The organism is Lysinibacillus sp. FSL H8-0500, from assembly GCF_038051955.1.
Classification (GTDB): Bacteria; Bacillota; Bacilli; order Bacillales_A; family Planococcaceae; genus Lysinibacillus; species Lysinibacillus macroides.
This window is the reverse complement of record NZ_CP150292.1, coordinates 3,961,226-3,974,248: the sequence shown is the minus strand read 5'-3', so window position 1 is coordinate 3,974,248 and position 13,023 is coordinate 3,961,226. Positions and strand designations below refer to the sequence as shown.

Genomic DNA, 13,023 nt, shown 5'->3' with positions numbered 1-13,023 from the left:
TATTAGGAGGAATGAAGAGAATGGCTATTTCATTACAAAAAGGACAAAAGGTAGATTTAACAAAAACAAATCCAGGGTTAACAAATGTGATTGTCGGTTTAGGTTGGGATACAAATAAATATGATGGTGGGCATGATTTCGATTTAGACTCCTCTGTCTTTTTACTTGCAGACACAGGTAAGGTAGCAGATCAAAATGATTTTATCTTCTACAATAATACAGTAGGCGGCAACGGTTCAGTAGAACATTCAGGTGACAATTTAACAGGTGTAGGTGAAGGCGATGATGAGGTTGTCAAAGTGGCATTAACACAAGTTCCTGCACATGTTCAACGACTAGCATTCACGGTAACGATTCATGACGCAGAGACACGTAGTCAAAACTTTGGTATGGTATCCAATGCTTATATTCGCATTGTTAATGAACAAACAAATGAAGAAATCATTCGTTATGATTTAGGTGAAGACTTCAGTATTGAAACAGCCATTGTTGTAGGTGAGTTATACCGCCATAGTGGAGAATGGAAATTTAATGCAATTGGTGCAGGCTACCAAGGCGGTTTAGCAGCTCTTTGTAATGATTACGGTTTAAGTGTAAACTAAAAATTCAACTTTATACAAGGAAGGGAGATTTTTAAATGGGTATCCAATTAAGTAAAGGGCAACGTATTGATTTAACGAAACAAGATCCAGGTTTAAATAATGTAGGGATTGGATTAGGCTGGGATGTAAAACAATTCGATGGCGGTCATGACTTTGATTTAGATGCATCTGTGTTTTTATTAGACTCTTCTGGAAAGTGCCGTAATGAACAAGACTTTATTTTTTACAATAATTTAACGAGTGCAGACCAATCTGTTGTGCATACAGGTGATAATCGTACAGGTGAGGGAGATGGAGACGACGAAAAAATTCTTGTCAATTTAAAGCAAGTATCTCCCCAAATTGAAAAGATTGTTATAACGGTTACAATTTATGATGCAGAGGGTCGTCATCAAAATTTCGGACAAGTACTGAATGCCTATGTTCGTTTAACGAATGAAGAGTCAGGATCAGAGGTATTACGCTATGATTTAGGCGAAGATTTCAGTATTGAAACAGCAGTTGTGTTCTGTGAGCTATACCGTCATAATGGCGAATGGAAGTTTGCCGCAGTAGGCTCAGGCTATCAAGGTGGATTAGGCGCATTAGTTAACGCATACGGGCTGCAATAAAGCAAACCTTCAATCAGTGAGAATTTTCTAAGCCACTTCACTTGTGCGTAAGTCGGTGTTGTTACGTGAATGTGATGCCTCCTCTCTCTGATTGGTATGGTTTTACAGGCTGTTGCTCCTCGCTTAAACAGCTTGGCTCCACCTGATGTTTGGCAATAGGAGCCTTACAGCCTGCTAATATGGGATAAATTACAGGCATGATTAGATGATGGAGGAGCTTATTTGGACGTATTTTATGAGATATTAAATACATATGCACAGTTTTTTAACTGGCGGATGTGGGGAGAAGTCTTAACAGATCCAGTATCATGGGGGCTTATATTTTCATTAATCATTATGGAAGGACTGTTATCAGCAGATAATGCATTAGTGTTAGCAGTGCTCGTTAAGCATCTTCCGCCAAATCAACGAAAAAAGGCACTTATGTATGGAATGTTTGGTGCGTATTTCTTCCGTTTTATCTTCATAGGTATTGGTGTATACCTAGTAAAGTTTTCGATTGTAAAGATAATTGGTGCAACCTATTTAATGTGGCTAGTTATCCTACATTTTAAAAATAAGAGTGATGATGAGGACGAGGCACAAGAGTTTAAGAAGAATGGCTGGATGGTTCGTATATTTGGGGTTTTCTGGGCGACTGTGATCTCCGTTGAATTAATGGATGTTGCCTTTTCGGTAGATTCAATACTAGCAGCATTTGCAATTTCAGATCAAGTATGGGTTCTATTGCTAGGTGGTATATTGGGAATTATCATGATGCGAACAATCGCTGGTGTATTTCTATCATTAATTGAGCGAGTACCAGAACTTGAAACAACGGCTTATATTTTAATCGCTATTATCGCCCTTAAAATGTTTGCTAGTGTTTTTGGCTTCCATCTATCACATGAAATATTCTTTATCATTCTACTTGCAGCATTCTTATTAACGTTTGTTGTACACAAAATAAATAAGAAAACGGATGCATAATTAAGGCACTGTATTGGTCTGTAGAAAGCGGGCTGATGCAGTGTTTTTTTCACAAAGACCATTCTTTTTACTGGGGAGAGGATTAGATGCAACATTTTGCAACAGAAGCAGAATCAATTTTTTATAAAAAGCCACAGCCTTTTTCAAAATGGGAAGCACCAGATATTTTGTCATATGCCTTAGGAGCAACTTTGTATATGCCCGCATCCATGCCTAATATTGTAAGCATGGTGCAATCACAAAAATATAAAGAGTTAACATCACTTGTTATAGATTTAGAAGATGCAATAGGAGATGCTGAATTAGCAAGCTGTGAAGCAAAATTAATAAGAGATATTGAGGAGCTATTTACGCTCTATTGTAATGAACAGATTTTATTGGAAAATCTCCCGCTTATATTTATTCGTGTCCGTAGTGTAGAACAATTTAGGCAGCTAACTACAATCTTAGGAAAAAGACAAGAGGTATTAACAGGTTATGTGTTTCCTAAATTTACAGCAGTACAAGGAGCGATTTATTTTGAATTATTAGAGCAAACGATTCAACAGCATCAGCTAACCTTATACGGTATGCCCATTTTAGAAAGCCATGAAATTTTATATAAAGAAACTCGTCTGGCAGCATTACTGGCTATTAAAGAGGTGCTCCAACAATACCATGAGCGCGTATTAAATGTACGTATTGGCGCAACGGATTTTTGTGGCATTTATGGTATCCGACGCCGAATGGATTCAACGATTTACGATATTAGTGTGATTCGAGATTGTATTGCTGATATTGTTAATATATTGGGTCGCGAAGGAGATGGGTTTATTATTTCTGGGCCTGTATGGGAATATTTCAGTAATCACCGTATACTAAAGCCAGCATTAAGGGTGACCCCATTTAGTGAAAAAGGTGCGCTAGATGCACGGAAAGCATTATTGGATGATTGCTTAGATGGGTTAATGAAAGAAGTATTAATGGATAGACAGAATGGTATTTTAGGCAAAACCATTATTCACCCAAGCCATATTCGTGTAGTCCATGCGCTTTATGTTATTTCCCATGAAGAATATTTTGATGCGCTTAGCATTATAGAAAATAACGATGGTCAAAGAGGTGTTTTGAAAAGTCATTATGCGAATAAAATGAATGAAATGAAACCACATATGAGATGGGCGCAACGAATTTTACGTCAGGCACATTTATATGGTGTTTACCATGAATCAGTGGATTTCGCCTCTCTTTTATCCCATGTGAATGCTCAATAAAAAGCCTTTTCAGAAATATTTCATAGAGATATAGGAGGAACAATCCATGCAACCACTGAAAAGTAAGTTAACTATTATTGAAAACTATGCTATTGATGTTGAGATTACGAATAATCCTTATCATTTTGCGCTAACAGATTTATTTAAAATGGCTACACGCATTAATAAAAAAAGACAATTTTTATTTGTCAGCACGGTTCTTGGCAAGCATTTAGCTGTACGTCCACAAGTCCCTTTGCTAACAGGAACACTATTGGCCATAATGTATCATCAAAAGCTTAATGGACAAGAGGCAAGCCAACTTGCATCTGTTGTCCAAGCATTGAAAGAGCCGCAGAAGCAAGCTGTTTTACAGCAAGCGTTGGGGATATGCCTCGATTTACCAGAGAAAACATTATTTATTGGCTTTGCTGAAACGGCAACAGCACTTGGTCATGCTGTGTTTAATACATTTCAGTCGAATGCTCTATATATCCATACAACTAGAGAGCTGCTACCTGATTTTGAGCCGTTTGTGACATTTGAGGAGGAACATTCACATGCGACAAGCCATCGTATTTATAGTGAAGAGCCTGAAAAATTACAGCAAGTAAAGCGCATTGTATTAATTGATGATGAAATTACTACAGGGAATACGATTGTCAATATCATTGAAACGTTAAGAAAGAAATTCCCATTTGTCCAGCATTACACGGTGTTATCCATTTTAGATTGGCGTTCCCAGCAACAGCAAGCCGTATTTAAGCAGTTAGAGAGCCAGTGGCAGATCTCCATTGATTTTATGGCAATAATGAGCGGCACTTTTACTTGTAATGGCACACCGCTTTTAGCAGATAAACAAGAAAAACCTATATTACGTGAGACACAAGACATGACGCTTCTGTCAATTAATGAACCTGTTAACCAGAAATATGTTCGCTCAATTGCCGAGAATGGTTTAGAAAATCGTCAGCCCTATATGTTAGCAACTGGTAGATTTATGCTAACGACAGAACAGCATGTCCAGCAGCAGGATACATTACGAGCAATTGCCAAGCAGCTCCAAAAACTACGTACAAATGGTCCTGCGCTTGTTATTGGTACAGGGGAGTTTATGTATGTACCGATGCAAATTGCTGCTTATTTAGGGGAGGATGTTTATTACCAATCCACAACTCGTAGCCCGATTTATTGGACAAATGATACGAACTATACGATTACAGAAAAAATAGTCTTTGAAAGTCCTGAAAATAATGGTGTGGAAAACTATTTATATAATGTGCAAAGTCGCCCATATTCGGAACTTTTTTTGCTGGTGGAACGTATAGCAAGTAAAGAAGTCGTAGCTCGAGCTGTGCAAGCATTGCAGTCGGTAAGCAATGCCAAAATATATGTGATTTGTATGCATGAATTGGAGGTAAAGTCGTGAGTGTGATGAGGCAACCAGATCAAATGAGCAGCTATGCACCAGAGGATGTTGTGTTTTTATTACGTGATATTAGCCATGTTGTCCTTGAACTGGATAATGACAAGCGTGAACGTCTTATTCAATCAGGTACACATTATTCAGAAATGCTACCAGTGGAATATCATCCTTCAGAAGCCTATATGACGCTTTTTCATAAAACATTAGATGCCTATGCAGAGCGTATAGCCATCGCTGTTGGGATTGTCGCGGAGCAAATTGTAGCACATCAAGGCTTAAAGCATTTAGTGCTTGTCAGTTTAGCAAGAGCAGGTACGCCGATTGGTATTTTAATTAAGCGTTACCTAAAAATGCGTTACAATGTCAATGTGCCTCATTATGCTATTTCCATTATTCGAGGTCGAGGCATTGATGAGACAGCCATTCGTTATATATTTGCTACGCACCCTTTAGCACGTATCCAATTTATTGATGGTTGGACAGGAAAAGGAGCCATCACTAGGGAACTGCTACAGGCATGTGAACATTTTAGCGCCAAGCATACTCAACAGCTCGATGCGACATTGGCTGTATTAGCTGATCCAGGACATTGTGCCTCTATTTACGGGACACGTACAGATTTTTTAATTCCATCGGCTTGTTTGAATTCAACTGTCTCAGGATTAGTGAGTCGAACAGTATTGAATTTGCAGTTTATGGAGGAGCATGACTTTCATGGAGCCAAATATTATAAAGAGCTTGAAGATGTAGATGTATCAAACCTTTACATAGACCGTATAGCTGCCTATTTTGAACAAGTACAAATAGAGGTTGAACAGCAGCTTCAAAAGCAATCAGCGTCTACAATAACTTGGGCAGGTATGAAATCAGTTCAAGCGATTCAACAAGCATTTAATATTACCAATATCCATTTAGTGAAGCCTGGAGTTGGTGAAACAACACGGGTATTGCTACGCCGAGTACCATGGAAAATTTTAATCAATCCACAGCACATGGACGACCTTGAACATATATTATTATTAGCTCAGGAAAGAAATGTACCTATTGAGGAATATCCGAATATGTCATATGCATGTTGCGGCTTAATTAAAGAAGTATAGAGGAGGCAAGTATGCTACTATTTACATCTGATTTAGATCGAACACTTATTTATTCACAGCGCATGATGAGTAATTTCCCACCAGCAACAGCAACTATCGTCGTTGAACAAAGAGATGGTGAAGTGATTAGCATGATGACAGAGGACACCATAGCATTACTACAGCAGGTTTATGCACACACTATATTTGTACCAGTGACAACTCGCGCATTATATCAATATGAGCGCATCCATTTGATAAAAGAATTATATCCTACTTTTGCTATTACTAGTAATGGGGGTACAATATTAGAAAAGGGTTGTCCGAATGAAGACTGGGCTAAACTATTGCGTAAGCGTATTGCGGACACCTCTATTCCACAAGCCGATATGCTACGACATTTTCAGACAATAAGATCAGACGCATGGCTACAGCGTTCTTATTATATGGATGAACTATTTTATGTACATCATGTGGATACAGAGGTTTTACACGAGGAAGAATATCAAGCAATTGTGCAGGAATTTGCTGTACACGGCTGGCATGTGCTGCTGCAAGGCAAAAAGTTATATGTAATGCCAAAGGTACTGACAAAGGAAGCAGCGATTGAATATATTCAACAATTTTGTATGTACGATGTGCATATAGCAGCAGGCGATTCAATTATGGATTATGGGATGCTGGCAATGGCTGATATAGGGTATACACCTTATCACGGAGATTTGAAGGATAAGCAGCCAAGTGTGCTAGCAAACACAACCTATTCAGCACATGCTGGTGAAGCCTTTACCAAGGATTTGCTTGAAGCGGTGTTACAGCTAATAATAAAAGTGTGATGTGAAGGATGATTTTAGGAGGTGGCGTTTGTATGCAAGCAATCACAATTAAACCAGTATTGGAGCGTCATGCTGATGATTGGCTACAGGCGTTTCAAGATTCACCAAAGAATCGTGCATATTATGAGGAAACCGTACAGCAAATAAGCTTTAGCCGAATTGCTGTGCGCGTCTTAGGTGTACCGATTGAGGAGGATGATTATTTCAATTCATTATTTACCTTGTCACAAAACAAGCATATTCATATTTTAAGTGAGGAATTAAATCGGCATATTGAGCAAAAAGATTTTCAGGCTATCCAAGCAATTTTATCGCAGCATCAACAAACTCCTAAAGGGCTATCCATTAATCGCTTAGTTGCCATGATGTACGGTTATCAGTTAATTCCTAAGCATGATGATAGTATGATGAATCGACATTTACAGCTAGCAACCATTAAAATTGTGGAGCTTTTTCAACAGCAGCAGGCATTGGGCTTACTTGCTAATGATTTTCGCCGCTTTTTAATTGATATGGTGAAATGGCTGAAAAATCATTGGATTCAATGGACAAAATCAATGAAGCCAACAGATGATTTCCCAAAAGTGGTTTGGTATGGGGAAACAACGATTAGTCAGCGTTATTTTTTATTATTATTAATGGAGCTTGGATGTGATGTGTTGATTTTTCATCCAGCAAAAATAGATGAATTTGCAGACATTGATGCGACAGAGATATTTTCCATTACATATTCGTATGCGCACCAAACAACTTTGCAGCCATTTCCTGATAAGCTGCGTGATCGTCAGGCGACTGTAGGCTATCGTTCTAGCCAGCATTTCGAGCAATTAATGCATGATCAGCCATCAGGTTTCTATAAACCTTGGCAATTTAAAGATTTTATGCCACGTTCATTAACATTAAGAATGACCTATGATGATATTTTTATCTATGCGAATGTGAAGGCACTATTGCGACCACAATTTGAAGTGGTGGGCAATGAGGTTGTGATTCCCGTCATCTTTGCGAAAATTAGTGGAGTTTCCAGCTTTCGTGAAGAATACTGGCAGGATATGCATCGACTACTGACGAATCCACATACAGTTTTTGTAAAGGAATTCCCGTATATAAAAACAAGCAAAGCCAATTATCATTTTCATTATCAGCATTGCTTAGTGAGTGGCGAGCTATCGATAGAGCGCATTATGCAAAGCGATTGGTGGCAGTATGGGGAATTAACCTTGGAGCTACAGCGTGCTATTGCCTATACAATGAAGGTTTCATGTGAACAACCAGTGCTTAAGCAACAGCCAAACGAAACATTCTATGATTTACAATTATTTATTTTTAAACAATTAACGATGATTCCACGGGATATATTGCGCTTACTGCAAGGCTTTGACTATGCCCAAGAAGTACCTAAGCTAGTGCTCTATCAAGCACCACAGCAACCTGCCTTATCACGTGAGGATATCGTATTACTCGCATTTTTAAATCGTTTTGGGGTAGATATTGTGTTTTATAACCCGACAGGCAAACTAGATTTAGAAAAGCATTTACCAGAGGATTCCTTTGATGTACATCGACTAGAGCATATGTTATTTGATTTGCACTATGAAGAACCAAAGGAAGACAAAAATGCGCCTGATACCATTATTAAAAAGCTCTTTAATCGATTTTTCTAGTGATAGAAAGGAGGGTATGGGCATGATGATGCTGGAGCAACTCACAACAGAAACAGCAGCAACCGTGAAACAGCAGCTACGGGAAAATGTGGAAGTACGGCAGCTTGCTAATGGAATCAATATAAAAAATCAACTGGAGCTAATGGCTTTAGGCAAGGAGCCAGCGATGAAATTAGCGCAGTTTACTGATCGCATATTAAATGTAATGACCCAATCCAAATCGTATGAGTCGAGTGAGTTATTGAAGCAACTTGAAATGTTAATGTTAAAATTTGATCAAAATGATTTTACAGAGCAGCCGAAGGGGTTTTTTAAGAAGCTATTTGCACGTAAGCCGAAAAATGAAGAAGATCTCTGGGCAAAATACAATGTTTTTGGTAGAGATATCGAAAAAATCCATTATCAATTTGTGCAAATGGAAGAGGAATTAGCAAAGGATAATCGGATGCTTGCCCACTTATACAATGAGGATTTAACATTTTACCTTGAACTCGAAAAATATAGTGTAGCTGCAGAGTTAAAGTTACAGGAAGTGACAACCACGCTTATACCAATGTATGAAAAGCAAAGTGCGGCAGGCAATCAGATGGCGAAAATGGAGCTTACCAGCTTGCAAACCATTGCTGAAATGCTTGCACAGAAAATAGATGAGCTGGAGAGATCACGCATGGTTGCGATTTTAACAGCTCCGCAAATTGAGATGTTACGCGATGGTAATCGTGAATTGATTGAACAAATTAACAGTGCTTTTGTGAAGACCATCCCTGTTTTTAAATTGAGCATGATGAATGCGGTGAATGAAAAACGCCAACAGCTACAAAATCAATCAGCTACAGCCTTTGAAAATCGCATGAAGCAATATGGAGGCACAAATCATGAAGCAGTGCAATTAAGTACGGCTTTGGCACAACAGCCAACTACAACACAAACACTTGAAGAAATGTGGGATATGATTACTGTAGGAATTACCAATTATCGTAAACTACGTGATGAGCACATAGCCCAACGTCAGCAGGCAGAACAGCAACTATTAACATTACGCCATTAATCTACCAGCATTAACTCCCACTCTCTTAGTGCAAGTTAATGCTGGCTTTAGCTCATATTACTATCTGTAAAAACATACCGGTGATTTTATGCATATAAGTGCGGCATCAGGTACAGCAATCAGTGAGGTTCACTTTATGATGACTTTGCTGTAAGAGACATTATTTATTACTTTCTGCCAGAACGCCAAGACATTCCCCAATTATAGGCTTTGTCCATATCTCGATGTCCACTAAAATAGTCAACAAGACGCTCCACTTTAAAGGTTTCATTGTTGACATTTTCAATCATAGCAATCGCACACATATTTTTGCCATTTCGATGTTCATTTAAGCGTACCTCAATGCTAGGGCCTGTTCCATAGTTGACAGTTACGATGCCATCAGCCTCAGACCAATTTGCGACTCCTTCATAAATAAAGGCATAGACCAGTACACGTTTAATATCGCTTACCTTATTTCCGTTAATGCGCAAATTTTCTCCACCGCTTACCATACCAGTGCGGTCATCGCCGTCTAATTCAATAAAAGGTGGGGCATGCAAGCTACCGAATGCATTGCCAAGAGCTTGTACACAGCTTTTGCTACCATCTGTTAATTCATATAAGCAGCCTAAATCTAAATCAATCCCACCACCTGATTTAGTACCAAATAGCGAAGATAAAAATCCGCCAGAGGGTTTTGCTGATTGCTGATTCCAATTTAGATTGACTAGAATTTCTCCGATTCCTTGATGTTCCGATTTTGTTAAATTTACCGATTGCCCTTTTTTCGTCAATTCAATCTTGCTTAAATTTACCATATTTTCTATGCACCCCTTATTTTTTTAATCATATACAATTATACTTAATTATCTAAAAATTCACAATTTCATAGAAGGAATATAAAAAAACGACAAAAGGGAGTGTCCCAATTTGTCGTTTCTTAAATTAAATGAACTCTTCTTCAAATTCTACGTTAATTTCATGTCCATGATAGTTTTGATACGACACAATCAGCGTATCGAGATGTTCTAAGTTTTCTTCATAATCTAAAATCCGCGATAAAATATAAAGTAAATGGTAGCTGGAAAACTCTGTATCACCCTCCTCACGAGCGAAGTTAATTTGCTTAATAAAAATCTCCATCAGCTCATTGCGTTGAACATAGTCAATGCTTTTATTCCACTCTGAATGCTCAGGCTTTAGCTTCCCTGTATATTTTAACAGCAATTGTTCATGATACGTTAATAAGGAATCCAGTCGTTCTTGAATCATCAGATGAAATTGTGTAGGAAGCTGAGCCAACTCATTTTCATGCTTATGCAAGCGTTGTAGCAATTCCAAGCTTCGTTTAGAGGTTAAAATCATTTGACGATAGACAACCAGTTTACGTGCTTTGACATAGGTTTTATTTTTAAAGTAGTTTCGCTCTTCTTTGTACAATTCATAGAGTGCATCTACTCGTAGCATACGACTTTTAAATTTACTTAATGCTCCCTTTGTGGATGTGTGCTCAGAAGCCTGACGTACAGCCAGTCGTGTCCAGCGAATAATATCATCCTGTAAAATATAGATTTTGCGGAATAACTTTACCTCATATTTTGGAGGTAAGAATACAAGATTTACAATAAATGCTGCTAAGACGCCAACCAAAATTGTTAAAAAGCGTAGCAGCCCAAATGTTAGAAAATCATCTCCTTGAAACTCCATAATGGCTACAACGGATACCAGTGCTAAAGACAGAGATTTTTCAAGTTTAAATTTCAGCATTAACCCGATTGTGATAATAACAGCTATGCCGATAGCCACAACATGATGACCAAAAAGTAAGCCGAATACAACCGCAATGGTAGCTCCAATAATATTTGCTTGGACTTGCTCCACAATGGTTTGGTAAGAACGATAAATAGAAGGCTGAATCGCAAAAACGGCTGCAATTCCAGCAAAAACAGGTGAAGATAGATTTAATAGTTCTGCAATAAACAGTGCTAATACAATAGCTACACCAGTTTTAAAAACACGGGCACCTAATTTCATAGAAAATGGATGTCCTTTCTGTCTAAAATTTTTAAGCTTCTTTACATTATAGAAGGAAGTGCTTATAAAATACATAGATTTGCATGCGTAAATAAGAAAAAGAGCTGTCGGTAAAAATCTTTTCCGACAGCTAGCGTTTTTCTATGAAATCTTTACTGGAAATTTTGGAAGTACGATTAAGATAATTGCGAAAAAGCGTAATCTACAGCTTTAATGGTTTCAAGGATATCTGCCTCTGTATGCTCAGTTGTTAAGAACCATGCCTCATATTTGGAAGGCGCTAAGTTAATGCCTTGTTCAAGCATTAATTTAAAGAAGCGACCAAATAGTTCGCCATCTGTGTTTTCAGCCTGCTCATAGTTTTCTACTTTTACATCTGTAAAGTAAATCGTTAATGCCCCTTTTAGACGATTAACTGTTATTGGAATCGCATGCTTTTCTGCCGCAGCTAAAATGCCTTGCTCTAAAATACCACCAAGACGATCCATTTCATCGTAAATACCTGGTGTTTGTAGTACTTCGAGGCAGGCAATGCCAGCTTGCATAGATGCGGGATTACCAGCCATTGTTCCTGCTTGGTAGGCTGGACCAAGGGGAGCAACAGTTTCCATAATGTCTTTACGCCCACCGTATGCCCCAATTGGTAAGCCACCACCAATAACTTTACCAAGAGCTGTCAGGTCAGGTGTTAAGCCAAGTAAATTTTGAGCACCACCATAATGGAAGCGGAATGCTGTAATCACCTCATCGTAAATCGTTAAAGCCCCTTTTTTCTTTGCAGTCGCATGCACAAGCTCTAGGAAGCCTGACTTTGGCTCCACAATACCAAAGTTCCCTACAATCGGCTCTATTAAGATCGCCGCAATTTGCTCGCCCCATTTATCCATTGCAGCTGTAAAGGCTTCGGGATTATTAAAAGGTACTGTAATCACTTCTTCCGCAGTAGAGGTTGTGACACCTGCTGAATCAGGTGTTCCTAATGTAGCAGGTCCAGAGCCCGCAGCAACTAATACTAAATCAAAGTGACCATGGTAGCAGCCTGCAAATTTCATAATTTTGGTACGTCCTGTATAAGCGCGGGCAACACGAATGGTTGTCATAACAGCCTCTGTACCTGAGTTGTTAAAGCGCACTTTATCCATTGATGGAATTGCCTCTTTCAGCATTTTAGCAAAAGTCACTTCATATTCAGTTGGTGTTCCAAACAATGTACCATTTTCGGCTGCATGTGCAATTGCCTTTGCAATATGTGGATGGCCATGTCCAGTTACAAGAGGTCCATATGCTGCTAAGTAGTCGATATAGCGATTGCCATCCACATCCCAAAAATAGGCTCCTTTTCCGCGAGCCATTGCCACAGGAGAACCACCACCAACTCCCTTATATGAACGAGAAGGGCTGTTTACGCCACCAACGATGTGCTGTAAAGCCTCTGCATGTAGTGCTTCAGATTTTGCGTGATTCATAGTATTGCCTCCTAAAATTTTATACGTTATCTATTGTAGACCTATCAGTGTAAGAAATCCAAAAAAATGAGGAG

Annotated in this window: 12 protein-coding genes; 9 read left to right on the top strand and 3 right to left on the bottom strand. The window is 38.6% G+C overall.

The window, feature by feature from the left end:
• Positions 1 to 20 precede the first annotated feature (20 nt).
• The 9 genes from MHB44_RS19010 to MHB44_RS18970 all read left to right on the top strand — a co-directional run bounded on the left by MHB44_RS19010 (position 21) and on the right by MHB44_RS18970 (position 9,467).
• On the top strand, positions 21 to 602 hold the full coding sequence (locus MHB44_RS19010) for a TerD family protein (protein WP_341300429.1): 582 nt from the start codon (positions 21 to 23) through the stop codon (positions 600 to 602).
• A gap of 35 nt (positions 603 to 637) precedes the next feature.
• On the top strand, positions 638 to 1,213 hold the full coding sequence (locus tag MHB44_RS19005) for a TerD family protein (protein WP_341300428.1): 576 nt from the start codon (positions 638 to 640) through the stop codon (positions 1,211 to 1,213).
• A 222-nt stretch (positions 1,214 to 1,435) separates the two neighbouring features.
• Positions 1,436 to 2,182 carry a hypothetical protein gene (locus tag MHB44_RS19000; protein ID WP_341300427.1) on the top strand — a complete coding sequence of 249 codons (747 nt, stop codon included), beginning with the start codon at positions 1,436 to 1,438 and terminating at the stop codon, positions 2,180 to 2,182.
• Between the two features lie 86 nt (positions 2,183 to 2,268).
• Positions 2,269 to 3,435, top strand: a complete 1,167-nt coding sequence (locus MHB44_RS18995) for an HpcH/HpaI aldolase/citrate lyase family protein (protein WP_341300426.1) — start codon at positions 2,269 to 2,271, stop codon at positions 3,433 to 3,435.
• 46 nt (positions 3,436 to 3,481) lie between these two features.
• Positions 3,482 to 4,843 (top strand): phosphoribosyltransferase family protein, encoded by a 1,362-nt coding sequence (locus tag MHB44_RS18990; protein ID WP_341300425.1) that lies wholly within the window; start codon positions 3,482 to 3,484, stop codon positions 4,841 to 4,843.
• Between the two features lie 5 nt (positions 4,844 to 4,848).
• Positions 4,849 to 5,940 (top strand): cysteine protease StiP family protein, encoded by a 1,092-nt coding sequence (locus MHB44_RS18985; RefSeq protein ID WP_341303006.1) that lies wholly within the window; start codon positions 4,849 to 4,851, stop codon positions 5,938 to 5,940.
• An 11-nt stretch (positions 5,941 to 5,951) separates the two neighbouring features.
• Positions 5,952 to 6,755 carry an HAD family hydrolase gene (locus MHB44_RS18980; RefSeq protein ID WP_341300424.1) on the top strand — a complete coding sequence of 268 codons (804 nt, stop codon included), beginning with the start codon at positions 5,952 to 5,954 and terminating at the stop codon, positions 6,753 to 6,755.
• A 32-nt stretch (positions 6,756 to 6,787) separates the two neighbouring features.
• The gene (locus tag MHB44_RS18975; protein WP_341300423.1) at positions 6,788 to 8,419 is read left to right on the top strand and encodes a YceG family protein; all 1,632 of its coding nucleotides are present in this window, start codon (positions 6,788 to 6,790) and stop codon (positions 8,417 to 8,419) included.
• 22 nt (positions 8,420 to 8,441) lie between these two features.
• Positions 8,442 to 9,467 (top strand): toxic anion resistance protein, encoded by a 1,026-nt coding sequence (locus tag MHB44_RS18970; RefSeq protein ID WP_341300422.1) that lies wholly within the window; start codon positions 8,442 to 8,444, stop codon positions 9,465 to 9,467.
• 167 nt (positions 9,468 to 9,634) lie between these two features.
• On the opposite strand, the gene MHB44_RS18965 is transcribed toward MHB44_RS18970, so the two are convergent.
• The 3 genes from MHB44_RS18965 to MHB44_RS18955 form a co-directional block, all read right to left on the bottom strand.
• Positions 9,635 to 10,267, bottom strand: coding sequence for a Tellurium resistance (locus MHB44_RS18965; protein WP_341300421.1), 633 nt, complete (start codon positions 10,265 to 10,267; stop codon positions 9,635 to 9,637).
• A 127-nt stretch (positions 10,268 to 10,394) separates the two neighbouring features.
• On the bottom strand, positions 10,395 to 11,483 hold the full coding sequence (locus MHB44_RS18960; RefSeq protein ID WP_341300420.1) for an aromatic acid exporter family protein: 1,089 nt from the start codon (positions 11,481 to 11,483) through the stop codon (positions 10,395 to 10,397).
• A 176-nt stretch (positions 11,484 to 11,659) separates the two neighbouring features.
• Positions 11,660 to 12,949, bottom strand: coding sequence for a glutamate-1-semialdehyde 2,1-aminomutase (locus MHB44_RS18955; RefSeq protein WP_341300419.1), 1,290 nt, complete (start codon positions 12,947 to 12,949; stop codon positions 11,660 to 11,662).
• Positions 12,950 to 13,023: the final 74 nt, after the last annotated feature.

What these genes read in the sequence shown, in the direction of transcription:
- MHB44_RS19010 (WP_341300429.1), top strand. Translation starts at nt 21, where the DNA reads ATGGCTATTTCATTACAAAAAGGACAAAAGGTAGATTTAACAAAAACA.
- MHB44_RS19005 (WP_341300428.1), top strand. Translation starts at nt 638, where the DNA reads ATGGGTATCCAATTAAGTAAAGGGCAACGTATTGATTTAACGAAACAA.
- MHB44_RS18995 (WP_341300426.1), top strand. Translation starts at nt 2,269, where the DNA reads ATGCAACATTTTGCAACAGAAGCAGAATCAATTTTTTATAAAAAGCCA.
- MHB44_RS18990 (WP_341300425.1), top strand. Translation starts at nt 3,482, where the DNA reads ATGCAACCACTGAAAAGTAAGTTAACTATTATTGAAAACTATGCTATT.
- MHB44_RS18985 (WP_341303006.1), top strand. Translation starts at nt 4,849, where the DNA reads ATGAGGCAACCAGATCAAATGAGCAGCTATGCACCAGAGGATGTTGTG.
- MHB44_RS18980 (WP_341300424.1), top strand. Translation starts at nt 5,952, where the DNA reads ATGCTACTATTTACATCTGATTTAGATCGAACACTTATTTATTCACAG.
- MHB44_RS18975 (WP_341300423.1), top strand. Translation starts at nt 6,788, where the DNA reads ATGCAAGCAATCACAATTAAACCAGTATTGGAGCGTCATGCTGATGAT.
- MHB44_RS18970 (WP_341300422.1), top strand. Translation starts at nt 8,442, where the DNA reads ATGATGATGCTGGAGCAACTCACAACAGAAACAGCAGCAACCGTGAAA.
- MHB44_RS18965 (WP_341300421.1), bottom strand. Translation starts at nt 10,267, where the DNA reads ATGGTAAATTTAAGCAAGATTGAATTGACGAAAAAAGGGCAATCGGTA.
- MHB44_RS18960 (WP_341300420.1), bottom strand. Translation starts at nt 11,483, where the DNA reads ATGAAATTAGGTGCCCGTGTTTTTAAAACTGGTGTAGCTATTGTATTA.
- MHB44_RS18955 (WP_341300419.1), bottom strand. Translation starts at nt 12,949, where the DNA reads ATGAATCACGCAAAATCTGAAGCACTACATGCAGAGGCTTTACAGCAC.